Consider the following 24,097-nt stretch of genomic DNA (forward strand, 5'->3'; position numbering starts at 1 on the left):
AGTGACACAAATATGGATGATTAGCTTGGGTATCATATTATTGTTTTTTCTAGTTTATACGATTGTCCCTACCGTAATTATTCGTGTAAGCGGATCGGGCATAACCCAAAAAAACAAGAGAAATAATGGGATAGCCCTAACTTTTGATGATGGTCCCAATCCTGAATATACGACACGATTACTTGATCTTTTAAAAAAGTACGAGATAAAGGGTTCGTTTTTTGTTGTGGGCAGTAAAGTGAGAAATAACCCTGATATCATTAAACGAATGCATGATGAGGGACATACAATTGGGATTCATCACTTTGATCATGTTTCAAGCTGGATCCTTTCGCCCTTTCGTTTAAGGAAACAGTTAAATATGACTGAAAAGGCCATTACGGATTGTACGCATGAAAAAGTCACCTTTTACAGACCGCCGTGGGGCCATTTTAATCTATTTACACCCATGATCAGTAAAAAATATAGAGTGGTCATGTGGTCGGCCATTTTTGGAGATTGGAAGGTGGAAACATGCAAGAATGACCTGCTAAATCAATTGCGAACAACGTCAACGGAAAGTTCCATTATCTTGCTCCATGACTGCGGGGAAACCTTGGGTGCGGATAAAGAAGCACCTCACTATATGATTGAAGTTTTGGAAATTTACTTAGAGGAAACAATTAAAAAGGGAACAAAATTTATTACATTAAAAGACTTATAACTGATTCGAGGGGATTTTATGAACATAGATAGTATTTTACATTTTATTGACTTATATGGCTATCTTATCATTTTTCTTTTTTTGTTCATGGGCATTGTGGGCATTCCCGCTCCAGAGGAATCTCTTCTATTTTTAATCGGAGTCTTAATTGGACAAAATAAGCTCTCTTTTGGTTTAGCAACCCTGAGTGCATTTCTTGGAGCCTTTTTAGGGATGCTTATCGCTTATGTATGTGGGAAATATGTTGGATATCCATTTATAAAGAAATTTGGGAAATACGTGGGCATTACCAATGAACGATGGGAGAAAGTACAGGAAAAGTATATGAATAATGTCCAAAAAACAATCGTGTTTGGGTTTTATCTACCAGGAATAAGGCAGATTAGTCCGTATTTTGCAGGAATCAATAATATTCCCCTCTTTAAATTCATTCTCTTTTCCCTGCTAGGCACGTTTCTCTGGACTGTCCCTTTTATAGTGGCAGGGTATTATATGGGCAACGCCTTTCATATAAATCCAGAATATGTTCCACTTTTAGGTGTCGTATTCATCGTCTTTTTTTTGATATATGCTTTTATCAATTACATGAAGAGCAAAAAAAAGAATGGATAGAAGACTATTCAAGCGGGCTGCCTAAGTTTAGGGAACGGGGGCTTGTGATAAGGTGAACGTATCATTAAAAATTGATTAAAATGAAAGTTATTAACAAAAAAAGTGTTATATTGTAAAGGGAAAAAAACTCTTGAACATGCAAAACGTCTTTTTTCCAAGTCCGTAATCATTACATTAAAAAGAATGATTTCAATAGGGGATGACATATATGAAGAAGGTTTTGTTTTTACCTCTCTTCCGCATGCAGTCGGGACATCATCAAGTTGCAGAGGCCTTAATGGATATGTTTAAAAAGCATACAGACGGAGTTATTTTGAAAAAAGTAGATTTGTTAAGTTATACGAATAATTCTTTAGAAAAAATGATAACAACCGGTTATTTGAAATGGATCCGTTATGCACCAGAAAGCTATAATCTCGCCTACAAAAACCTTTTTTACGTTAACTCGCAGAAGGAACGTTCATTTAAATGGTATCAACATATATTTTTGAAAAAAATGGAACAATTGATAGCGGAGGAAAGGCCAGATTTAATTGTGTGTACACACGGATTCCCTTCCTATCTTTTAAGCCAGTTAAAGATAAAAGGGAAGTGCAGCACCCCGATTATAAACGTGTATACGGATTTCTTTATTAATAATGTATGGGGAAGCAATGGGATTGATTTTCACTTTCTTCCAAGTCAGGAATTGAAAGAAAAGCTATTAAGCAAGAATCAAATATCGAAACATAGTATGATGGTAACAGGTATTCCTGTGCATGAGGAAATCACTAAAAGGGCACGTGTATTTAACAACACAGATCGCCCCAAAGTTTTAATCTCAGGAGGAAATAGTGGTTTGGGCGGGATTTTGAATTTAGCTGGTGAATTAAAAAAATCAACCGCTTTTGATTATTTTGTACTTTGTGGTAACAACAAAAAGCTACATGATGAGATTAATACATGGGGTTTAGCTCATATTAAACCATTGCCTTATATCTCATCAAGAATTGAAATGAACAAAATTTATGATGAAGTGGATGTAATCATCACGAAACCAGGTGGTGTCACCATTAGTGAAGCACTTCGAAAAAGGCTTCCGATTTTCGTCCATTCGATGCTGCCAGGACAGGAGGAAATTAATCTACAGTATTTAAAAGACAATAAACTTGTATTTGAAATCAATCCTAAATCTTCATTTGAAAAACAAATGCTTACTATTTTAAAGGACCATGAAAAAATGGATCAGTGGGATAAATCGATCGAAACCTATCAAAAGGAACTGGAATTGGAAAACCCTGAGGGAATGGTTGAAATTATGAAAATGATTCTTAATCTGAAACAAGCCGATAAGCCATCATATTTCACAAATCAGTCAAAAGTTATTTATAGCTAGGGGACATTCTATTTTTCCTGCCGTCAAGCGGCCCCATTTTTAATAATAACATTCGAGATTCATATAAGAGAAAAGAAAGAAAACGAAAGAGAGAAGTTGAATGATAAACGACTTTATCCAATCTATTTTACTTACACTCATGGATTATGGGTACCTAGGAATTACACTTGGACTTATGATTGAAATTATTCCAAGTGAAATTGTATTATCCTATGGGGGCTTTTTAGTTTCCCAAGGAAAAATTGGCTTTGTTGGCGCGGTTATTGCTGGAACAATTGGCGGAACCATCGCTCAGATATTTGTTTATTTAATCGGATATTATGGTGGAAGACCATTTTTAGAAAAATATGGAAAGTATATATTCATTCACAAAAAACATATTGAACTATCGGAAACTTGGTTTACTAAATATGGACCAAGCGTCATTTTTACGGCTAGGTTCATTCCGGTTGTCAGACATGCTATTTCCATTCCAGCAGGGATTTCCAAAATGCCATTAATGAAGTTCACGAATTATACGCTGCTAGCTGTACTTCCGTGGTCTGTGCTTTTTGTATTCCTCGGGATGAAGTTAGGAAGCAATTGGGACCAGATTAACGAGATGGCCAAGCCCTATATCCAGCCAGTCGCATTCGTGGCGATCCTCATTATTGCCGGAATGATCATTCGCGGGTTCATGAAAAAAAAGAAAAACAAAGGTTTTTTATGATTTTAAATAGTGAAGGGACCTCCTATTAGGTGGTCTTTTTTTTTTGTCGACGAGATGGTGAATCTCTAGGGTTATTCCCTTTATTTTGAAACTTTGGTATGTGTTATCCGTATATAATGTGAGTAAATACCTATTACCAAGGAGGATAATAATGTGGAGAAAGCAATAGTTGATTATCTTATTGTGGCTCTGTTGATTATTGGTTTCACATACGGTCTTATTAGAGAAATTAGGCAATGCGTTAGCATCATAAAAGGAAATAAATCTGATGATGTTCATTACAAGAGGAGACTGATTGGGAACTATCTATCTTGCCTATCCTATGTGGGCTTTCTTTTTTCTTATATTTTGAATCTATTATTAGTATTAATGATTATACCAGATGCATTTTTCACAAGTGATAATACGAGTTTTTGTTGTTTTGGGTTTCTTGCGATGCTTTTAATCGCTAAATTTGGGATTATTCCAAAAGAAATGAAAGAAACTAATTACAAAATATGAGCCACGAATACATAATTGAGAAAGTGAAAATATGAAGTGAAGGAAATCCGAAATGACCCCACATATATGTCCTTTATGAACATAAGAAGATAGATCGTCATTCGAACGAAATGGAAAAAAAGATGTTTGCCGAAACTTCATGGAAGTGGGTGATTAAATGGAAAAACCAATCAAAATCGAAGATTATAAGCCCGAGTGGGTAAGTGAGTTCGAACAGGAAAAAGCGAGGATAATGGAGGCATTAAAAAATTATCCCCTTTTTGTTGAGCATATTGGAAGTACATCTGTCGAAGGATTGGGGGCAAAACCCATTTTGGACATCATGGCTGGCGTTCATCATTTAGATGAGGTGGATATGTTCATTGAACCCTTGCAATCGATTGGGTATGTATTTGTCGCACATAAGGAATTTCCCGAAAGGCGTTTTTTTAGAAAAGGTCAATGGAGAGCGGGGACACACCATTTGCATTTCTATAAATACGGAAGTGAACAGTGGAAAAATCAACTTTCATTTAGGGATTATCTAAGAACTCATCCTAACGTACGGAACCAACATCAGCAATAAAACGGGAATTATCTCAAATCCATCCAGCTGATGTGGTGGGTATACGGAATCGAAAGCTCCATTTATTCAATTTGTTCTGGAACAAGCGAATAAAGAACGTAATGGGTATGTGATTTTTTTAAAAAGGAAACGTTTATTATTTTTTGCACGCTCCAGATCAATGAGATATAACCTGCATTGGAAAAAGGAGGCTTTCATGAGAAAGGTCGAGGTCGTTTCACATAAGAAAGAGTGGTCGATTCTGTTTCAAGGTGAATGCAAAGAATTACAGGATATATTTGGGGATGAATTGATAGGGCTATACCATATTGGCAGTACGGCGATACCTGCCATTCATGCCAAACCTGTAATAGATATTTTGGCAGTCGTTCGTAGTATAGAACGTGTCGTTGGGTTTAATCAAAAAATGGAACAGATAGGTTATGAAGCCAGGGGAGAGAATGGGATCGCTGGACGAAGATTTTTTAGTAAAGGCGGGAATGAGAGGACGCACCATATTCACATGTTTCAAAAAGGACATGAAGAAATAGCCAGACACCTCGCTTTTCGGGACTATATGTTGGCCCATTCCTATGAAGCACAAAGATATAGTCAGCTGAAACAGCGCTTGGCTGCACAATTCCCGAATGATATCAATGGATATGTAAACGGGAAAAATGATTTTATAAAAGAGATGGATGAACGAGCAAAACACTGGCTGAAATCGATGAATAAGCAGGGTGATCATGATGCTGATAAAGTGGATATGATGCCAAGTGAGTGTGGAAATCCAAAGTTTTAGGTTAAGGTTGAATCTAAGTCACCCTTACGAAGTTTAGGAGATGAAACAGTTAAACGGGGTTTAGCAAAAGTATGGATCTACCCCGTTAAAAGTACACCCTCAAATAAAATCCCGACTTTATCTTTGAAAGAAAGAGATAGATTCGGGATTTGTTTTTTATTAAGTTTTAAAACTTATTTGGGAATTGTTTGATAATCCCTTCTGTTAGGGTGTCAGCCAATTTAATAATATGATCTTCACCTTTATCAAAAGCAGAAATTTCCGCATCTGTATCCTTTTTTATTCTGGATACAACTTGGTCTGTAAGCAATTTTAAATGTGTATATAGCAATTCCTTTAATTCATCATTGCTCCAATTCGGATTGGCTTTACTAAGGAAAAGAGCAATATCATCAGCGTTTCTATACCATTCAGCATTAAATTTTTTCAGATTTTCCTGGTTTCTGCTTTTTGCTGCATCCACCACTTTTCCTGCAAGAACGATGTGCTCCCTTAACAGTTCAGCTAGTTTGTTGCCAGCTGCATCGCCATAATAAGGTTTGATTGCATTTCCTATATCATCCTGATTTTTTAATAACCTATTCAGTACCTCTTCTTTGTCATCCAAATCTGATAAGGCGCTTACCATATAGCTTCTTGTCCATATAGTATGGTCAATCCAAAGTTTCTGTAAAGAATGTTTTAGCTGTTCCGATGATTTACTAATACATTGTCTTTGTTGAGCCCCTTTTCCTTTTGCCTCAGTGGTTAGAGGAGAAAAGATCAAAGCAAAAGACATAAACAAGATCATTAATGTTAAAAATCGGTTTTTGATAAAAATCATCTCCTTTATATACATTTAAATGCTCCATTATTATTTGAGTAATTTACAGGTTTTACTCTTCACGGAAAAATTCGGAACCGTTAAGGGTAATAATACTGACCCATTGAATGCACCTTATTTTTGCCGAGTTAATGCCAATCACCGCATGACTAACGGTTGTGTAAACTACTAGCACCGCGTATTCGAGTTTTTCATTTTATTGAAATACAGGATTGACAGCTTAGGTGTATTACGGGTATAGTACATCCATAAGGTGTATGAACCACTTGGTACATACACGCAAGACAATCAGACTTTTTTTAATAAATAGGGGGTGGTTTTTTATGAACGTAAATACCCGGGAACCGGTATATCTGCAAGTCGTTAGGCATTTTAAAGAACAAATAGCCATTGGCAAATTCGTGGCCGGACAGGAAATTCCCTCTCGAAGAGAACTGGCCGCTTCATTGAACATAAATCCTAATACTGCTCAAAAAGCGTATAAAGAAATGGAGGAACAGGGCTTGATTCATACTGAACGAAATTTTCCCAGTCAAATTACGACGAACGAAACGGTTTTACAGGCTGTGAGGCAGGAACTTATTCTGGCTGCCGTTGATTCGTTTGTCGATGCGATCCGTCCTATTAATGTGCCAGTTGATGAACTGCTTCGTGTGGTTAAAGAGAAATATTCGGAAGAAATAAGGGAGGGGGAAGAAGAATGATCGAAGTAAAAAAAATCTCTAAGAATTACGGCCGGAAGAAAATCTTGGACGGTGTTTCTTTTACCGCCAATAAAGGGGAAGTCACTTGTCTGATCGGGATAAATGGTGTCGGTAAAACGACTACACTCAAAGCCATTATGGGCTTGACGCCATATAAAGGCGAAATCCTGATTGATGATCAAAAAATGACAAAGGACAGCTATGAAAAAATCACCTTCATTCCAGACGCACCAACGATGCTTCCGCAAATGACGGTTAAACAGGCAATGGTGTTCATGGAGGATTTCTATACATCATGGAACACGGAAAGAGCCAATCAATTAATGGGATTCTTTAAGCTGAAAGAGGAGACCCCCATTTCGGAATTGTCAAAAGGGAATACAGCTAAGCTTAACTTAATGCTGGGTCTGTCCCTTGACGTGGATTATGTACTGATGGACGAACCGTTTTCGGGCATCGATATGTTTAGCCGTGAGCAAATCGCCGATGTCTTTGCAAGTCACCTTATTGAAGACAGGGGCGTCATCATCACGACCCATGAAATTGGTGATATTGAACATTTAATCGATAAGGTCATTTTATTGGATAATGGTACAGTGCTGAAAGAGTTCAATACAGAAGAAATGCGTGAAGAGGAAGGGAAATCGGTAGTCGATGTAATGAGAGAGGTGTATCAATCATGATGCGTTATTTAAAACTAGTGAACTTTGAAATCAACCGTTTCAGTAAAATCTATCTTAGCTTATTGTTGATCACCTTGGTTTCACAATTTGCTGGAGTGATCATTGTAACGAACAGTCTTCTTAATGATGCCAGGAAGATCATGTCGGAAGAAAAACTATCGGAGGCCGCTTATATTACCAATTATGGAGGCATTGATTTTACCCATATCGCCAATACGCTTTTGTTTCAAGGACCGATCGCGCTCAGTGCCGTTGCTCTTATTTTTTACATTTTCCTTATATGGTATCGTGATTGGTTTGGAAAAAATACGTTCATTTATCGCCTATTGATGTTACCGACATCCAGATTGTCGATCTACCTTTCCAAGGCCACGGCCATCTTTTTGATGGTGTTAGGATTGATTGCTTGGCAGATTATCATTTTACCAATGGAAAATGCCCTTTTTGATTCAAGGGTGCCTGAAGCGTTCTTGAACATGGAAATGTCGTCTGCTGGAATAATCAAATTCAATCCTGTCTTGAATTTAATTATTCCAACTACATTCACGCAATTCTTGCTTTCCTATGGGATCGGTCTAATGGTCATGGCTATATTATTTACAGCGATCATGTTTGAAAGAAGTTTCCGTATAAAAGGTATCATTTTGGGCTTGGTGTATTGCGGAATAGCTGCAGCGTTGTTTTTAACTCCTGTTTTCGCAATGGCAAGTGATGTTTTCTATTTTTACCCTGGTGAACTTGTTGGAACACTGATCGCTTTAGGAATCATCGTGACAGGAATTTCGATTTGGCTTGGTTCTTGGTTATTAAAAAACCGCGTTACTGTATAACAACAACTTTTAAGGAGAGTGAACAAGGTGAAACGTTATCTATGCAGCATCATAATTGGATTGGTAGTCATTTTAAGCATCGGGACCTATTATGTCAAAGTAGCTTCCTCCGCTTCAGGACTTCCAATGTATACGTTCAAGAAGCTAGAAGGTAGTAGCAAAGAGCTTGATCCGGTAATCATACATGGTTCACATGAAGCCGATCCCTATTATGAATCATTAACGATTGAATCCAATCAAACAACATATGACAGCGAAAAGTCTTACTTTGAAAGTTTAACTGGAAGACAAGATGCTCAAATGGGAAGATTAATGAAAGAACATCGTTCATTTATGCGTGGGAAGGATTACATCGATTCTTTTTATGAAGACAGTGATTTCCTAGCTTACGCCTCGGTGAATGAAGATTTCACAAAGAACGGAAACATGGAAGCGGAGTTTGATATCGCTTTATTGGAGAAGAAAGGCAACGATGAAACTTCTTTCAGTTTGGAACTTCCCGATCAAGTGAGAAAAATGAATACGAATGTGGTGGATGTGCAATTGGTCCATTCAAAGCTACAGGTATTAACGACTAATGATGTGAATTCCAACGATGACAAGCAAACGAAAGAGGTTCATCTGTATACGATCGATTTAGCTAATAAGAAAGTAATAAGCGATAAAACTCTATTTTCCGAAACTTATAAAGGCAATGACCAAGTCGAAGTTGGGATGCCAGTTGATGTTGCTCCCACCCAGTCAAACAACATGATTTTATTTTCTGTAATCAAAGGGGTAAATCATGAGGATGGTTCGTATGAGGAAAGGCCAAATGAAAGCAAACTGCTATCTTATAATTATGAAACGGAAAAAATGGAACATGTTAAATGGCCAAAAAATGAATCGCTTAGCCTAGACAAGATAAGAAAAGGCTTTGGGGATGGGAAAAATCTATACGTAGTTGATAATCAATCCAACAATTATCACATTAAGACGATTGATCTAAGCAGTCAAAAGGTAACGAAGGATCTAGAGCTAGACCTAGCTGTTCATAAGAATGAAGAATACTTCGCCACCGTTAAGAATGGAAGTGTGTATTTACTTCTAGGTAATGACAGATATCCAGAAGAAATGGATTATAAAACTAAACCGCCTCAATTGCTGATCGCCGATTTAAAGACCGGAAAGACTTTATATAAAGGGGAAACAGTCATCCAATCAGCAGAGCAAAAGAAGACCAAAAATCTTGGTTTTTATGTAGAAAATATAGAAGTCAAATAAGGACCACTATCACTAGAAGCTTTCTCAAAAGTAAAAACTTTTGAGCGGCTTCTTTTTTAGTAATGGTCGAAATATCTCACTGAAGGTCGAATTATCACCAACAACTGACGAATTCCCATGTGCAATTTCACGGACTGCTTATCTCGGACAGATTCCAAGAATCGAACTCGTGGAACAAAGGCCATGAAAAAAGGATATCCTCCAATAGGATATCCTTTTTTCCGTTATCGGTTAAATGGAAACGATTTTTGCTCGTGCAGTCCGTTCTTTCCTGCCGTGCAAGAAGTAGTAAAGAACGGAAGTTGCGATGACCACAACGCCAAGGATGACATAAAGTGTGCTATAGCCTGTTACTGGAATGATGAATCCCAGAATATAAGGGCCAAACCCAAGTCCTGCATCAAGCATGATAAAGAAGGTGGATGTTGCCATTCCCATACGGTGAGGAGGTGTCAATTTCACGGCAATAGCCTGTGAGCTTGATTGCATGTTACCGAATCCAAGGCCGATGAGGAAACCAGCTGCCAATAAAGTGAAGCTATTGGTTGATATACTTAGTAGGAGCAACCCGACACCGAAAATCATGAAAGCTGGATACATAATGAAGTTCGCGCCTTTCCGGTCCATTAGCGGTCCTGAGAAAGGGCGTGATAATAATACGGCTACTGCGTAAACGACAAAAAAGAAGCTTGCAGTATTGACCAGGTCGATTTCTATGGCATAGAAACTGATGAAAGAAAGGACGCTGGAATAACAGAATGCCAATAACAGTGTAATGAATGAAATGGGCAGTGCCTTCGGTTCAATAAAATTGGAAAGCTTGAATCCTTTACTTTCAGATACTTTTGCCGTTACTTTCAATGCTGGTACATACAAGAAGAATGCTGTAATCAGACTGATAATCCCTAATGCCAGGCAGAAACTGAAAATGACTTTGAAGCTTGTATGTTGGGCCATATAAAGACCGATGAAAGGGCCGATTGCTGTCGCAAGTGTCGCGCTCATGCTGTAATAGCCGATGCCCTCGCCTTTTCGTGTTGTAGGGATGATCTGAGCGACGATCGTTCCTGTCGCAGTACTAGCCATCCCCATCGCCATACCATGAATCAGCCGGTTAACGAGCAGGAAGCCAATTCCTAGATCCACAAAATATAGAATGGTTGTCAATGTGAAAAAGATCAAACCGATGAATAATGTTTTCTTCCGGCCGATTGAATCAATGAAACGGCCGATGAATAGACGTCCGATTAATGTTCCTATTATGAATATACCCGATATGAGTCCTGCTTGACTTGTAGATGCATGCAATTCATTTACAGCATAGATGGCAAGTGTCACCATCAATAAATAAAAGATTAAAGTTATGAAAAAATTAATGGAAGAAACGATGATGAAGTCCTTCGTCCATAATTTAGGTCTGGATTGTTCCATTTTATTATCTCCTTACTTTATGATGTTATTTCTTATTTCGCCCATGATGCGGATGGCTGCGAGTTGTTCCTCTTCGGTGATCCCTTTTAGGATGTCCTGTTCGTATCGATCGATTGTCACGCGGACTTCACTGTATATCTTTGATCCAAGCTCCGTAAGCCGCATTCTTTTTTCGCGTCTATCCTTGCTTGGGACATGCTCGACATACCCAAGCTCTTCTAAACGGGTGATGGTCCTCGTAATCGTGGGTTTTTCAACATTTTGGTAATTGGCCAGTTCTACTAGAGTTGCAGAACCATAATTGGATAAGTAATGCAATATGGACCATTGCGCTCGGTGTAAATCATGCTGGTTCAGCTGTATATTTAAATTATTTTCAAAAGGCCGGTACAGCAGCAATAGTTCTTGAAAGAATTTTTGGAAAGTCTTTATTAGAAACACTCCTTATAATATATAGTTACCAAGAGTAATTGTTACCCTGAGTAACTATAATATCAAAATTAATCCATTTTGTCCACTCGGATTTGAATTGTTTAGTTAAATTGGTTTTTAGTTAAAATGAGGGGGAATATAGGAATAGGAGATGATGTGAAGTATGTATAAATCTATGATCGCGTTGATTGCCGCAGCAACAATGCTAACTGCTTGCAATAATGACAAAGCGGATGAAAACGGGGAAAAATCTGTGCAAACAGCAGATGAAACTCAAACAAGTCCTAAACATGAGAAGTGGTCTTCTTTACCCGAATATGACCAAATCATCGAGCAAATCGGCAACGAAGACTATACTTTCAATAAGGAAACGGATAACGATGATAAACGAGTATTCCTTATTGAACTGAACGGTAAAAAACAATATAAAACCGTTTTCGTCAAAAATACCAATCGCCTGAAAATTATCAAAATAAATGGCGGTGGGGAGGTTTATGACGAAATCTTAAAATAAGTGGACCTGCATAAGTGTTGTATAGAGACCTTTATTGGTTTGATAAAGGGGCGGGGGAAAAGGACTGTAATGTAGCAGCCCTTTTTTGTTCTGTAAACCTTGACTAAGGTTATCGCATCATAATATTATGCCCGTTTCTCCAAGAGCACTGAAAAAATTTGAACGCCGGGACATGTGGGGATGACAGTTGTCAAAAGGTTTCATCCATCATATTGAGCTGTATGTTTCATGTTTAAAAAGAGGACCATTGATTTTGGGGGCTGGTTTTGGACGAGATGGGCTATGAGCGATTTCAGGAGTGGGAAAGCGGGTGAGATGTACATCGTTTTTGTACAAACGGAAACAAGGTTTCTTGACATTCCCTATCATAGGGGGCGAGTGGGTCTTAACCATCTAGTTTTTCACGCCACTTCCCGGCAACTGGTTGATGAGATCACCAGAAAGGTAAGGAACAGTGGAGTTACCATCCTATATGCTGACAAGCATCCATCGCCGTTGGGTAGGGTCATTATGCTGTATATTTCGAAAATCGAACTCGCGGCCCCTTAATGGATCATACGGAATAGTTGGCATAGCTATAATGGCCGTTATGTTCATCTTTACCTTTCTCGGGTTGTTCAGGTTCTGGACCAAGGTAAAATGCTTCGATTAATATAAATGCACCGAAAACCTGGGCCCAGCTGCCAAGCAAAAGGATTTGCTCTCCCATTCGCTTTTTTTTATTTAAAATGAAAATACTCCCAATAGATTCAAAAAAAGAGCCCGCCGCAATGAGGGCATTTCCTTTAATTTCAAGAGATCGTGAAAGGGACTCCTCCGTCAAAGATGCCCCGATTGCTTCAAAAACGGCACCTAGGCCTTGGATTCCACTGCCGAGCGCATCCGTTCTGGTGCCCTCATCTTCTGAGCCATTCAGCTGCATATCTATTCCAACTGCATTTGCTGTATTACCTGCAGCCTCAAGCCAAGCACCGAAAATGAAATAGGATTCCGAAAGTTCATTTTCCGGATTTATCATTTTTGTTCGACCGATTGCTTGCAGCGAATTTCCAACGGCTTCAATGACATTCCCTTTTAAGAGCAGATCTTTTCCGAGGTTAGTACCCGTTAAAGTTTGCCGGGTTTGACCGATTGCACCAGCGAGTGTGCCAATTCCTAATAACCATGCTCCTGAAATAAGGAGGTCATCTCCATGAGTGGTCATATCTCAAACGCTCCTTAAAAGTGGTTACATTATATTATTCAAAAGCCATTGTTTGTTTCATGTTGCTTAAAGTCAGGTAAGGAGCACGAGTGGACGAATGATATAATTTTTAACCATTTATTGGTATAATGGCGATTGGAGGTGATGGCATGTCTTTTAAATATATTTTTCAAATGATAATCGCTGCAATTTTCTTTTTGCTTTTTTCAGTTTGTACCTGGTATGAAGGCAGCGAAATTCTTGATAATCCGTGGGAATGGAAGTATTCAACATATTTTTCACAAGCATCGGATGATCAAGTGATGGATGCCCAAGATATTTCGGATTTGGACTATTTTGTGTATGCCGCGAAATTCAAGCCGACATTTCCAATATTTATGATCCTTGCAGCTTCGTACTTAATCATACTTACGGGTTATATCCTTTTCAAAGGAAGTATAAAACGTATGGCTCTATTTTTGTCTGGATTGGGTGCCCTTTTTCTGCTTTCAAGCGTATTTGTATCCAATACCCCGACGGTAGGAGGAACTATCTTTCAAGTTTTCTTTCTCATAAGCGGGATGATATCCATAATGGGTGCAGCTCTATATTATTTTTGGATGTCAAAAGGATTCAAGACTGAAATATGATGTCACTTCATGCAAATGAAACAGCGAAGCTGCCGATACATACGAGACATTTTTTTTTTTTGCAAATAGGTGACACAAAATGACCAAAATTAATAGTCATTTCAGCGATATTCTAAAGAATTGAACTTACCTGAAATATGGTTTATAGTTAAGTCGAAATTAGTAGACCAATTGCTATATTCAGTTACGGACCTAATGCCTTCAATCGTTTTTTAAAAGAATAAAGTGAAATGGTGATAATATGTCAGGCAAAATCAAAATTGAACAGCCAAAGATTCCCAAGGACTTAACTCAAGCAAATTTTCAGGAAATTTATTATAAAGATGAGCCTTATCTGGATTCTTGTATCATAACTAATTGCACGATTGATAGAGAAAAGATGGACCAAATCGTTTTATCACAGGTTGTCTTTAAACATGTGACATTCAGTGATGTATCATTCAGGAATATTGAACTGACGGATGTAATTTTTGACCATTGTGATTTGACGAATGCCGATTTCATGGGTGGCTCGATTCATCGGGTTGAATTCAGAGAGTCCAAATTACTAGGCATTAATCTTTCCGATGCCAGTTTAGGAAATGTCCTATTTGAGAATTGTAACTTAAATTTAAGTGCTTTTGGTTATGCTGCTTTAAAGCAAGTGAAGTTCGAACATTGCTCTTTGGACAGTGCCGATTATTATGAGTGTAATTTCAAGAAAGTGATGTTCGATACATGTCAACTAAACGAAGTGAATTTTTCTCGGACTCCGCTTAAAGGAATTGATCTTAGCAGTTCTCAATTTCAAAGGCTAACCGTATCCCTGGAAGATTTAAATGGATGTGAAGTTTCCCCTGACCAAGCGATAGGCTTTGCAGCGATGCTTGGACTAAAAATTAAAGCATGAACCTGTGATAAATAAAATCGTAAACTGAGAGCTTGCGATGACTTTTGGGGCCACAATTTGGTGGCCTCTTTTTTAGTTGGCTGGCCGATACGGTGGATCCATGAAAACATGGTGTATTCCATCCATTTGAAATACATATATTTTTATGTGAATGAAGAGTACAGAATGTTTGCACAAACACAACATTGCTTTACAATATCTGTTAGATGGGTTGGGGGTGGAAATGTTGATTATCAATAAGGTCACTTTATATAGTCATGCATTGAATGATATGCGTACTTTCTATGTTAATGAGTTAGGATTTGAGTTGCTCGCGGATACTCAAGATGGCTTTGAAATTAAAGTTGGGGACAGTGTACTTGAAATTAAAAAATATCTACACGAAGAAAAGCCTTATTATCATTTTGCGATGAACATACCGACCAATTTATTTCTTGCTGCAAAAGAATGGGCAAAATCAAAAGTGGAATTAACTAGGGAAGATGATGAGGACGAAGTTTATTTTAGCTTTTCGGATGCACATGCCTTTTATTTTTTGGACCCTTCAGGCAACATTGTCGAGTTCATATCGAGATATGCCGTTTCACCGAAATCTGAGGCAGTGTCTTTTTCTGCTCAAGAAGTCCTGTGCATTAGCGAAATAAACATTACGACTGATGAAGTTAGAGTACTAGGAAATCAGTTGATCGGTTTGGGTATTCCCGTAAGGAAAGATGAGCCGATAAGAGAAGATGGTTTAAATTTTATAGGGGAACATGAAGCAGGCTCGTTTTTACTTTTAGGCCCTAGGAAAAGGCGTTGGATCTTTTCGAAAAGAGAATCGGAAATTTTTCCACTTTCGATAGTCATTGATGAGCAAATAACAATTTCAGTGGATGGGGAAGGATATATGAAATTGAAAAAGGGGGATGATTGATTGATCAGAAATTTGGAATGAGGTAGATTTATATTTTGGGTGAAAAGCTTCAAACGTCTGAACACATCGTGAATTCGATATTGAAAGCAAATGCAGAAGCGGGGCTGCCTGCCATTGATGTATCCCCAGGCCAAGGGAAATGCCTTCATTTACTCGCAAAAACCAGTGGAGCGAAAAGAATAGTGGGAATTGGAACTCTTGGCGGCTAAGCGGTGTTTGGATCGCGGGCGTTGCCGGATTGATGGCAGGTTGATAACGCTTGAATATGAGGCTAAGCATGCTAAAGTGGCTGAGGAGAATATAAAGAATGCGGGAATGGCCAATAAAATCGATATCATTGTCGGGACGGCGCTCAAAACTTTGCAAGCTCTTAAAGAAAAGGGATTGTCCAGTTTCGATCTTATTTTTATTGATGCTGATAAACCTAATAATCCCGAGTATCTTATATGGGCGTTGGAACTTTCGCGGCCTGGGACCGTCATCCTGGAATCGTTCACGGAGCATGAAATGAAAAATCGTCGTTTACATACAATTGTTTATAGTTCGCTCAATACAGTGAATAAAACACCATAAGCCAAGGAGCCAGCCATGAAAAAAAGAGGTAGTTTAACCATAATAGTAGGCGTGATCGTTTTCGGAATCATTGCCACGATTGCAGTAGTGTCTCAATCCACAAAGAAAGAGATGGGCAGTAAAAGGCCATTTCCACAGCATACAGTCTATCAATCAGGAACGATAAAACCAAACAATGTGTCACAAGAGGAAATGGATAAGGCCGTAGCCGGATTTTATGAAACTTGGAAAAATGAATACCTTAAGCAGCCTGCCGATAAAAAAGATGAATATTATATTTTTTATAATGATAAAGGATATGCAGAACCCAAAAACGCAGTGACCGTTTCTGAAGCACATGGTTACGGGATGATGATAACGGCAATCATGGCAGGCAGCAAGGATAAGCAGTATTTCGACGGTCTCTATCGGTTTTATAAAGCGCATGGAAGTATCAATGATCCTTCTTTAATGGCTTGGCAGCAAGTAAAGGATAAATCGGGTAAGATCATAAATACACCAGGTGATGCTGATTCAGCAACTGATGGTGATATGGATATCGCTTTTTCGTTATTATTGGCTGATCGTCAATGGGGAAGTGAAGGGGAAATCGACTATCTTGCCAGAGCAAAAGACATCATGGAGGCGATCATGTCGAATGAAATAAATCGATCGCAATCGATGATTAAACTAGGAGACTGGGCGGAAGATAATGATGATGTATACGGGCAATCAACTCGTGCATCGGACCTTCTTCTCAATCATATGAAGTCATTTGAGGCGGCAACAGGGAATCATGAATGGGAAGATGTAACGGATAAGGCTTATCATATCATTCATTCCATTTATGAGCAGAAAAGCGGTAATACCGGACTTATGCCGGACTTCATTGTCCAATCCAAGGGAGGATACAGGCCGGCACAAGCTGACTTTTTGGAAGGGGAGAATGATGGCAATTATAGCTGGAACAGCAGTAGGACCCCTTGGCGCTATACGATTGATTACTTACTGACTGGTGATGACAGAGCGCTGCCGCAGCTAAAGAAGATGAATGATTGGATTAAAGCGGAAACGGGTGGTAACCCTGAAAATATCCAATCCGGCTATACACTTAGCGGAAAAACTGTAGAAGAAGGAAATAGTACAAGCTTTGTTGCTCCGTTCATGGTGAGTGCCATGGTTGATCCGTCCAATCAGCAATGGATTAACCGATTATGGAATAGGATGATGCAGGAACAAGACGATGATGACTATTTTGCCAATACGATTAAATTACAGACATTGATTGTGGTTTCAGGCAATTGGTGGGCACCATATTCCAATACATGAATGTCCAAGATTTGAAGAATAGGTCACTTACAGCTTACTTTCCCAATATGAATGATATAGAAAAGGCCATAGGATCAGTGGTTTTTTTCATGTTCATAGTGAACACTGAGGTAAAGTTTTATAAGCAAGCTTTAAACATTCAACACATAAACCGGACAAGAGTAAGGTAAATCCAGGAGAAACCGTTTGTACTGTGAAGGAATTAATTATATATTAATCCTTGAGTACATTCATTCATGGATTGAAGTATGATGATGAAAAGAAAAGCTCGGAGGAGACAATCATGAAAAATATTAATACAGAACAAGAATACCGTGAACAAATCAAACAAGAGGGACTGACAGTCGGGATTTTTACAACTACTTGGTGCCCAGACTGCAAACGTTTAGACATGTTCATTGATGAGATCACTCAAGAACATCAAGACAAACAGTGGTTTACGATCGATCGTGACGAGTTCCCTGAGATTTCTGAAGAGCAAACCGTAATGGGGATTCCATCTTTATTAGTCTTCAAAAATGGTGAAAAGATTGCACATCTGCATAGTGCAAATGCAAAAACTCCAGAGGCAGTAAATGAATTTTTAAATGACCTGTAAAATGGCAAAGGTGAACCCCGCATGATGTCATCATGCGGGGTTCACCTTATTTTGAGGTCGCAAATGCCTTTTTAGTAATTTTTTCTAAAAATAACTTGATTTTTAAGATGAAACGGGTTTTAATTATAGATACCAAATATCCATTATGGATATCTAACATCCATATAAGTACTTAAAGAGGTGAAAGGATTTGCAATTAACAAAAGGGGTCGAGCAAGCCATCTGCATCATAGTTATACTCTCTACCCAGGATAAAAATGTCCCGCTGGCGTCTAATGAGATCAGCAGGAGGTTAGAAGTGTCTCCTTCTTATTTGAAAAAAATCATAAGGAAATTGGTCGTGAAGCAAATAATCACTTCCGTTCCTGGTAATAATGGCGGCCTTTCTCTTGCCAAAAGTGTAGATAAGATTAAAAACCTTGAAATTATTGAAGCGATGGAAGGCCCGATTTCGATATTTCCAGATACAGGACTTATAGAAAAAGCGTTTAAAGATGGAGAGTATGCAGAAAAGGGTATGGACGTTCTTCGTCGGATGTTTTCTCAAGCGGATGAACTATTAATGGAGTTCTTTTCCAGCCGAACAGTAGCAGATTTGCTTAAAGAAAGCTTTGGCACCACGGATATTCCAACTCTTAATTGGAATTCGTCGTCATTGAGTGAATTATTGCGTGAAAAGAAAGGTGAAAAAGAGTGAACATGTTAAAACAAGAATGGAAGCTTTTCCTAACAAATCGAAAACTGCTTGGTGTCGCTATTGTTTTGCTGTTTGTACCGATTATTTATGGGGGGCTATTCCTTAGTTCTGCTTGGAACCCATACGGCAATACAGGTAAACTGCCTGTTGCCGTCGTGAATAATGATGTGAAGGCAGAGTATGAGGGTAAGACCTTAACAATCGGTAATGAGCTTGTTGAACAATTAAAGGACAATGATGATTTAGAATGGCATTTCGTAACGGAAAAAGAAGCGAAAAAAGGATTCGATGATGGTACATATTATATGGTCGTTACCATTCCAGAGGACTTTTCTAAAAATGCTTCGACCGTCATGGATAATAAGCCTAGGAAAATGAATTTAACGTATGATGTGAATCCTGGACGCAGTTTCGTTTCTGAAACGGTCGGAAAACAGGCAACGAATAATTTAAAAACGGAAATTGCTGAAAGTGTAACAAAGGAATATGCGGAAGCGATCTTCTCGCAACTGGACGAGATCGGAGAAGGATTTGGTGACGCAGCGGATGGAGCATCGAAACTTGATGATGGCGCTGAAAAACTGCAAGATGGAAACAAAGAAGTGACAGACAATCTGAATAAATTAGCTTCTAGTACATTAACTTTTAAAGATGGAGCGAATAAACTTCAAATTGGCGTTGGCAAGTTTTTGGATGGAGTCAATAAACTTGAACGTGGTGCGACGGAATTGAACAAGGGGATTTCACAATATACTTCCGGTGTCGGACAGTTGCAAACGGGTGTGAACGAACTTGCATCAGGCACAGGGGAATTAACGAATAATAGTGAAGCACTTGTACAAGGTTCTTCCCAACTTTCCACTGGGCTGGCCCAAGTCGTTCCAGGAGCCCAAAATTTAAATACTGGATTGACGGAAGCTCAAACGGGCAGTGCGAATTTAAATGATGGCTTGAATACATTATCAGAAAGTGCAAACCAATTAACGGACCAATCTACAGGAATCCCGAAGCTGGCAGCGGGTCAGCAGAGTTTAAATGAGGGAATCACTAAACTTTCAGAAGGAAGCCAAGCGTTAAATGTCGGACTGAAGAAGATGGATGGTCAATTGCCTACAGACGAACAGCTGAGTCAGCTTACGCAAGGACTTACAAGTATTCAAAGCGGTGTAAATCAATTGCAAAAAGCGGTTCCTGCAGGAAGCAGCACGTCCGGTACTGTATCCAGCATTACTAAAGATCTCGAGAATAGCCAAAGAGCTTTGACGGAACTTCAATCAACGATTGAGAACAATGGACAAAGCACGATCCAGTCCGTTCAAAACACTGAAGCATACAAAAGTATGACAAGTGAACAACAAACAGAATTAATCGGGGCCATTCAAAACGAGCTTCAAATCCAAGCAGGAGCCCAAAAGCAAATTGCATCGTCTCTTGCAGCAAATATATCCGACTTATCAACACAATTGACGGATAAAGTAATGCCAGTATTGAATGGTTTAGGTCAGCTTCCTGAACAGGTGACCAACTTAAATAACGCTGTGAATAAAGTGAATCCTAACACTGTTTCAGCATTAAATGGATATGCAGCATTAAGAAGCGCACTGGAGGATCAATTGATTCCGGGTGCAACCCAATTGAATACCGGGTTGAATGAGGCTGTTATAGGCAGCAATCAATTAACGACGGCAACCCAAAGTTTAAATGAACGAACACCAGAACTAGTGAATGGAATCAATCAGTTAGCACAAGGTGGTTCATCGTTAAATAATGGCTTATCAAAACTAACTGAGGGATCTGGTCAATTGGTTGATGGAGTTTCACAACTTCAAGTAGGCTCCGCCTCTTTAGGAACTGGTTTAGAGAAGTATACATTGGGTGTTGGGCAAGTTGGCGAAGGGGCGAACAAACTTGCCGATGGAGCCAATCAATTGAATGCCAACTCAGCATCCTTGAACAATGGTTCATCAGCACTTGTTAAAGGTACTGAACAATTAGCAAGCAATCTGCCCACTTTAAGCAATGGTGTCATCCAACTTACTGATGGTGCAGGTAAGATCAATGAAGGTTCATCAGCACTTGCCGAAGGTTCAAGTAAATTGGGGGATGGAATCTCGACCCTACAAGATGGAACGGGCGAACTTTCGGAAAAACTAAGTGATGGTGCTGAAGAGATAAGTAAAAATAAAACAACGAATGATAATTACAGCATGATCGCTGAACCAACAAAGGTCAAAGAACAAAAAAGCAGTAAGGTACCTAATTATGGTCATGCTCTAGCTCCTTATGTGCTGTCTCTAGGGTTATTTGTAGGAGCGATTGCCTTCAATATGGGATTTCCGACAGGCATGCCGTCTACAAGACCAACATCAGGAGTGGCATGGTGGTTCAGTAAATTCACGGTCCTATTTATACAAGCGACGCTTTCAGCACTAGTTTTGGATGCGATCATGATTTGGGGAATGGATTTACAGGTCGAGAATATGGGGCAATTCATAGGAGTTTCCATATTGACTTCCCTTACCTTCATGTTCATTGTTACCTTCTTAACCGTAGCTTTTGGAAATCCAGGTCGCCTTTTAGCGATGATTTTCCTTGTATTACAGCTAGGTGCAAGCGGAGGAATGTTCCCTGTGGAGTTGACCAATAACTTCTTCAGTGCGGTTCATCCGTTCATACCAATGACGTATTCTGTCATGGGCTTCCGTCAGGCAATGAGCACGAGCCTTGGAGCGGATGCTTTAACAACAAGTATACTGTTCCTTACTGGATGCATCATCGTATTTAACCTGTTCTTATTGCTAACGATGGTTATACGGAAGCGCAAAGAACAAAATATTGAAATGGATGCATAAAATTATGAGAAAACCCCCGGTTTAAATGCACCGGGGGTTTTTTTATGTTATTTCATTAGGCTTGTCCATCTGTGTATCATTTTCTTTTTCAATGACTTTTAACCCGTCTTCTCCTGGATTTTCAATAACATGTTTAAGGATGGAAAGTTTGTTATCCCAAAATTTTTCGTAAAAAGAAAGCCACTGTTTCAATTCCGTTAAAGGTTCTGGCTGAAGCCGAAAGCGTTTCTCTCTTCCTATCTTCCGGCCACTGACTAATTCAGCTTCAGAAAGAATATGTAGATGCTTGGCAACCGCTGTACGGCTCATGGAAAAGTGAGAAGTGATTTCTGAAATAGGCAATTCCCCTTCTGAAAGCAATTGAAGGACCTTTCTTCGGGTTGGGTCGGCGATAGCCTGAAAAACATCATACTTTTCTGCTGAAGACACTTAGCCCTCAACAACCTTTTTCAGTTTTAAATGAACGATCTGTTCCCAGCCATGTGCCATCCTATCGCGAATCACTGAGCTTTTTTCGTTCGGTTTCGGAAGAATCGTATCCGGCTGCTTCCAACCACCATGAATAAGGGTAAACTCGGTTTTACCATTCAGTTCTTTTAAAATGAACGAAACGACCCAACCGTCCGTATCCCAAGTGAATGAAAGCCGATGAGGAGCATCTATCTCTATTACCTTACAAGGAGATGGGCCAAAGGGTGATTGCACATGGAACTCATGTCCCACTTTCGCTTGAAAATCATTTGGCATGAACCATGAAGCTATCCCCTCTGCAGTGGATACTGTATCCCAAACTTTTTGGATAGGCGCTTCAAGAATAACCGTCTGCTTGACATCTTGTAATGTTGGTTGATTTTCCATACTGATTCTCCTTTATTATTGAAAAATATAAAACCATTTGGTTTCGCATTTATTGATTATATAAAACCTTTTGGTTTCATGTCAATAATTTGTCTCCAGCCATTCTGTTTTATTCATGAAAATCTCCAAAGAGAGGGGGGACGCCAGTCTATGGAATGATTCTTAATTACCCAATTCTTCAATTTGTTTTGCTAAGCTTGTTATATTATCGATGGATTGCATAATCTCTGAATCTTCCAAAGCCTTAGGGTCGAGTTGACCATTTTCAATGTTATTCAGATATAATTCAATCCCATCTGACAGCTGTTGATTTGATTGGACGATTTTTTCATGGATGCCTTCAGCGATTTGAGGTGGTTCGATTGCATTAAATTCTTCAATCTCCGTTTTCATCAGTTGCAGTTCTTTTTCAAGATTTTTTCTTGCCTCGGTATCCGTGACGGCATCTTGGGATAATGCAGGTACTTCATTGGAAAATTCCTTAATGGTACTTACATACTCTGTCGCATTATCGGCATATTCCAATGATGAATTGACTTCTCCCAAAAGCGAGCACCCGCTTAATGTAAGAATGGACAGAAAAGCTATGGTTATTATTTTTTTCATATGTGCCTCCATTGTGATTTTATAGTGATGATCAGATGGGCAAGAATCGTTTTTTATAAATGGCTGCTATGGAATTCAATATGAAGCTTGGGATTTTCTTCGGAAAAAATGACTTCGAATAGAAAAGGTGAAAAGCACTTTTCAGGTCGTGCCATTGATTGCAGGATTTCACTTGTTTGAACCTTGCTACATCAATGATCTTCACCTTTTTTTCGGAGGTGATAAAGATGTTTCTTAAATGGATATCAGAAGGATTCAATCCTTCTTTCCTTGCTAATTGTAAGGCATGGTCAATCTCCTCGATGTTTTCTTTCGTTATCGGGATTCCTAATGTTAAACATTCAAATAGAGTGTAGCCTTCGATGTGATCGATAACCAGATAATTTATTCCCGCATCATATAGAGTTGGATAATAGTCGATGGATTGGACTGTTTTGTATATTTCAGCTTCTACCTTAGCTGTGTGAGTGTGGCCCGGGAAAAATACTTTTAATGCTTTATTGGTGGAATGTATTCGGAAAACATAAGCGCTGCGGCCCTTTCCGATAAGTGATAAAGATTGATCGACATCAAGCAAGATGTTTTTTTTATCATCGGAAATCTTAACGCTTTGAGCTAATTCATTATAGTTTTGCATACTTTTCACCCCTAATTGTTCAATTTTTGATTCAAAAAAAGACGGTATAACCGATTGTTGGTTATACCGTCTTTAAAAAGTAAAAGACCTCACCAAATAATCGGCAAGGTCTTGCAAACAACTAAAATCAGTTGCCAATAAAGCCGAGGATAAAAAATCCTGTATTGACGACTTTATTGTATAGCTACTCCCCTTAACAGAAGGATTCATATAAAAATATATAGTAATTATATAGTTTATGGCCTCAATCCGTCAAATATTAGGATTGGATGGCCTCCTGCTTACCCTACATATATATTCGATACATTTAAAAAAATGTACTTCTTATAAGCAATTAATTGGAGTGCGAAATAATTATTTTGATATATCTTTTATTCGCATTATCCTTCCAAGGGAAATTATCG

29 protein-coding genes and 1 pseudogene are annotated in these 24,097 nt (G+C 38.8%); 22 read left to right on the top strand and 8 right to left on the bottom strand.

The genetic code is table 11. The annotated features are described in order from the left end of the window. The first annotated feature begins 1 nt into the window (after position 1). The 7 genes from ACFWE9_RS10960 to ACFWE9_RS10990 all read left to right on the top strand — a co-directional run bounded on the left by ACFWE9_RS10960 (position 2) and on the right by ACFWE9_RS10990 (position 5,246). The gene (locus ACFWE9_RS10960; protein WP_230158878.1) at positions 2 to 703 is read left to right on the top strand and encodes a polysaccharide deacetylase family protein; all 702 of its coding nucleotides are present in this window, start codon (positions 2 to 4) and stop codon (positions 701 to 703) included. Positions 704 to 721: 18 nt separating this feature from the next. Next, positions 722 to 1,315, top strand: a complete 594-nt coding sequence (locus ACFWE9_RS10965) for a DedA family protein (protein ID WP_230158879.1) — start codon at positions 722 to 724, stop codon at positions 1,313 to 1,315. Positions 1,316 to 1,523: 208 nt separating this feature from the next. Next, positions 1,524 to 2,690 (top strand): MGDG synthase family glycosyltransferase, encoded by a 1,167-nt coding sequence (locus ACFWE9_RS10970; RefSeq protein WP_377356754.1) that lies wholly within the window; start codon positions 1,524 to 1,526, stop codon positions 2,688 to 2,690. Positions 2,691 to 2,790: 100 nt separating this feature from the next. Continuing rightward, positions 2,791 to 3,399: an undecaprenyl phosphate transporter UptA gene (uptA, locus tag ACFWE9_RS10975; protein WP_230158882.1), complete on the top strand. Its 609-nt coding sequence runs from the start codon at positions 2,791 to 2,793 to the stop codon at positions 3,397 to 3,399. Between the two features lie 153 nt (positions 3,400 to 3,552). Then, a complete protein-coding gene (locus ACFWE9_RS10980) occupies positions 3,553 to 3,900 on the top strand; it encodes a hypothetical protein (protein ID WP_230158884.1) in 348 nt (115 codons plus the stop codon). A gap of 157 nt (positions 3,901 to 4,057) precedes the next feature. Beyond that, positions 4,058 to 4,465: a GrpB family protein gene (locus tag ACFWE9_RS10985; protein ID WP_356714451.1), complete on the top strand. Its 408-nt coding sequence runs from the start codon at positions 4,058 to 4,060 to the stop codon at positions 4,463 to 4,465. A 196-nt stretch (positions 4,466 to 4,661) separates the two neighbouring features. Next, the gene (locus ACFWE9_RS10990; RefSeq protein ID WP_230158964.1) at positions 4,662 to 5,246 is read left to right on the top strand and encodes a GrpB family protein; all 585 of its coding nucleotides are present in this window, start codon (positions 4,662 to 4,664) and stop codon (positions 5,244 to 5,246) included. Positions 5,247 to 5,412: 166 nt separating this feature from the next. Here the strand turns inward: ACFWE9_RS10990 and ACFWE9_RS10995 are convergent, their stop codons facing one another. Next, positions 5,413 to 6,084 carry a glycosyltransferase gene (locus ACFWE9_RS10995; RefSeq protein WP_377356757.1) on the bottom strand — a complete coding sequence of 224 codons (672 nt, stop codon included), beginning with the start codon at positions 6,082 to 6,084 and terminating at the stop codon, positions 5,413 to 5,415. A gap of 308 nt (positions 6,085 to 6,392) precedes the next feature. Between ACFWE9_RS10995 and ACFWE9_RS11000 the strand changes: the two genes are divergently transcribed. From ACFWE9_RS11000 to ACFWE9_RS11015, 4 genes are read left to right on the top strand one after another with little or no spacing between them, the layout of a single operon-like run. Beyond that, positions 6,393 to 6,773 carry a GntR family transcriptional regulator gene (locus ACFWE9_RS11000; protein ID WP_230158888.1) on the top strand — a complete coding sequence of 127 codons (381 nt, stop codon included), beginning with the start codon at positions 6,393 to 6,395 and terminating at the stop codon, positions 6,771 to 6,773. Next, the gene (locus ACFWE9_RS11005) at positions 6,770 to 7,456 is read left to right on the top strand and encodes an ABC transporter ATP-binding protein (RefSeq protein WP_230158889.1); all 687 of its coding nucleotides are present in this window, start codon (positions 6,770 to 6,772) and stop codon (positions 7,454 to 7,456) included. The genes ACFWE9_RS11000 and ACFWE9_RS11005 overlap by 4 nt, the downstream gene beginning before the upstream one ends. Further along, positions 7,453 to 8,286, top strand: coding sequence for a hypothetical protein (locus ACFWE9_RS11010; RefSeq protein ID WP_230158890.1), 834 nt, complete (start codon positions 7,453 to 7,455; stop codon positions 8,284 to 8,286). Before ACFWE9_RS11005 ends, ACFWE9_RS11010 begins: the two co-directional genes overlap by 4 nt. A 27-nt stretch (positions 8,287 to 8,313) precedes the next feature. Then, positions 8,314 to 9,549, top strand: a complete 1,236-nt coding sequence (locus tag ACFWE9_RS11015) for a hypothetical protein (protein WP_377356760.1) — start codon at positions 8,314 to 8,316, stop codon at positions 9,547 to 9,549. A 231-nt stretch (positions 9,550 to 9,780) separates the two neighbouring features. Here the strand turns inward: ACFWE9_RS11015 and ACFWE9_RS11020 are convergent, their stop codons facing one another. Further along, positions 9,781 to 10,980, bottom strand: coding sequence for an MFS transporter (locus ACFWE9_RS11020; RefSeq protein WP_230158893.1), 1,200 nt, complete (start codon positions 10,978 to 10,980; stop codon positions 9,781 to 9,783). 12 nt (positions 10,981 to 10,992) lie between these two features. Next, positions 10,993 to 11,412 carry a MarR family winged helix-turn-helix transcriptional regulator gene (locus tag ACFWE9_RS11025; RefSeq protein ID WP_230158966.1) on the bottom strand — a complete coding sequence of 140 codons (420 nt, stop codon included), beginning with the start codon at positions 11,410 to 11,412 and terminating at the stop codon, positions 10,993 to 10,995. A 163-nt stretch (positions 11,413 to 11,575) separates the two neighbouring features. On the opposite strand from ACFWE9_RS11025, the gene ACFWE9_RS11030 reads away from it, so the two are divergent. Both ACFWE9_RS11030 and ACFWE9_RS11035 read left to right on the top strand, forming a co-directional pair. After that, the gene (locus ACFWE9_RS11030) at positions 11,576 to 11,926 is read left to right on the top strand and encodes a hypothetical protein (protein WP_230158894.1); all 351 of its coding nucleotides are present in this window, start codon (positions 11,576 to 11,578) and stop codon (positions 11,924 to 11,926) included. A 187-nt stretch (positions 11,927 to 12,113) separates the two neighbouring features. Then, a pseudogene (locus ACFWE9_RS11035) lies at positions 12,114 to 12,492 on the top strand (VOC family protein). Here the strand turns inward: ACFWE9_RS11035 and ACFWE9_RS11040 are convergent. Further along, positions 12,480 to 13,130 (bottom strand): DUF6944 family repetitive protein, encoded by a 651-nt coding sequence (locus ACFWE9_RS11040; RefSeq protein WP_230158897.1) that lies wholly within the window; start codon positions 13,128 to 13,130, stop codon positions 12,480 to 12,482. The pseudogene ACFWE9_RS11035 and the gene ACFWE9_RS11040 sit on opposite strands and share 13 nt — an antisense overlap. A 149-nt stretch (positions 13,131 to 13,279) precedes the next feature. Between ACFWE9_RS11040 and ACFWE9_RS11045 the strand changes: the two genes are divergently transcribed. From ACFWE9_RS11045 to ACFWE9_RS11085, 9 genes are all read left to right on the top strand, one after another. Continuing rightward, entirely contained in the window at positions 13,280 to 13,759 is a 480-nt protein-coding gene (locus ACFWE9_RS11045) for a DUF4306 domain-containing protein (RefSeq protein ID WP_230158899.1), read from the top strand. A gap of 241 nt (positions 13,760 to 14,000) precedes the next feature. Then, complete coding sequence (locus ACFWE9_RS11050; protein WP_230158901.1) at positions 14,001 to 14,648, top strand: pentapeptide repeat-containing protein; 648 nt, start codon at positions 14,001 to 14,003, stop codon at positions 14,646 to 14,648. A 223-nt stretch (positions 14,649 to 14,871) separates the two neighbouring features. Next, entirely contained in the window at positions 14,872 to 15,564 is a 693-nt protein-coding gene (locus ACFWE9_RS11055) for a glyoxalase (protein WP_230158902.1), read from the top strand. A gap of 35 nt (positions 15,565 to 15,599) precedes the next feature. Continuing rightward, the gene (locus ACFWE9_RS11060) at positions 15,600 to 15,773 is read left to right on the top strand and encodes a hypothetical protein (protein WP_230158903.1); all 174 of its coding nucleotides are present in this window, start codon (positions 15,600 to 15,602) and stop codon (positions 15,771 to 15,773) included. A 7-nt stretch (positions 15,774 to 15,780) separates the two neighbouring features. Beyond that, the gene (locus tag ACFWE9_RS11065) at positions 15,781 to 16,137 is read left to right on the top strand and encodes an O-methyltransferase (RefSeq protein ID WP_377356764.1); all 357 of its coding nucleotides are present in this window, start codon (positions 15,781 to 15,783) and stop codon (positions 16,135 to 16,137) included. A gap of 15 nt (positions 16,138 to 16,152) precedes the next feature. Beyond that, on the top strand, positions 16,153 to 17,445 hold the full coding sequence (locus ACFWE9_RS11070) for a family 8 glycosyl hydrolase (RefSeq protein WP_230158907.1): 1,293 nt from the start codon (positions 16,153 to 16,155) through the stop codon (positions 17,443 to 17,445). Between the two features lie 241 nt (positions 17,446 to 17,686). After that, complete coding sequence (locus ACFWE9_RS11075; RefSeq protein WP_290370586.1) at positions 17,687 to 18,043, top strand: thioredoxin family protein; 357 nt, start codon at positions 17,687 to 17,689, stop codon at positions 18,041 to 18,043. 190 nt (positions 18,044 to 18,233) lie between these two features. Further along, a complete protein-coding gene (locus tag ACFWE9_RS11080; RefSeq protein ID WP_230158910.1) occupies positions 18,234 to 18,740 on the top strand; it encodes an RrF2 family transcriptional regulator in 507 nt (168 codons plus the stop codon). 2 nt (positions 18,741 to 18,742) lie between these two features. Further along, positions 18,743 to 21,592 (top strand): YhgE/Pip domain-containing protein, encoded by a 2,850-nt coding sequence (locus ACFWE9_RS11085; protein ID WP_230158967.1) that lies wholly within the window; start codon positions 18,743 to 18,745, stop codon positions 21,590 to 21,592. Positions 21,593 to 21,634: 42 nt separating this feature from the next. Here the strand turns inward: ACFWE9_RS11085 and ACFWE9_RS11090 are convergent, their stop codons facing one another. The 4 genes from ACFWE9_RS11090 to ACFWE9_RS11105 form a co-directional block, all read right to left on the bottom strand. Beyond that, complete coding sequence (locus tag ACFWE9_RS11090; protein ID WP_230158911.1) at positions 21,635 to 22,021, bottom strand: ArsR/SmtB family transcription factor; 387 nt, start codon at positions 22,019 to 22,021, stop codon at positions 21,635 to 21,637. Next, positions 22,022 to 22,450, bottom strand: coding sequence for an SRPBCC family protein (locus ACFWE9_RS11095; protein ID WP_230158912.1), 429 nt, complete (start codon positions 22,448 to 22,450; stop codon positions 22,022 to 22,024). It abuts the gene before it with no gap. 162 nt (positions 22,451 to 22,612) lie between these two features. Further along, positions 22,613 to 23,056 (bottom strand): DUF6376 family protein, encoded by a 444-nt coding sequence (locus tag ACFWE9_RS11100; protein ID WP_230158913.1) that lies wholly within the window; start codon positions 23,054 to 23,056, stop codon positions 22,613 to 22,615. Positions 23,057 to 23,087: 31 nt separating this feature from the next. Next, positions 23,088 to 23,693 (bottom strand): protein kinase family protein, encoded by a 606-nt coding sequence (locus ACFWE9_RS11105; RefSeq protein ID WP_230158915.1) that lies wholly within the window; start codon positions 23,691 to 23,693, stop codon positions 23,088 to 23,090. Between the last annotated feature and the right edge of the window lie 404 nt (positions 23,694 to 24,097).

The organism is Peribacillus sp. NPDC060253, assembly GCF_042727425.1.
Lineage (GTDB): Bacteria > Bacillota > Bacilli > Bacillales > DSM-1321 > Peribacillus.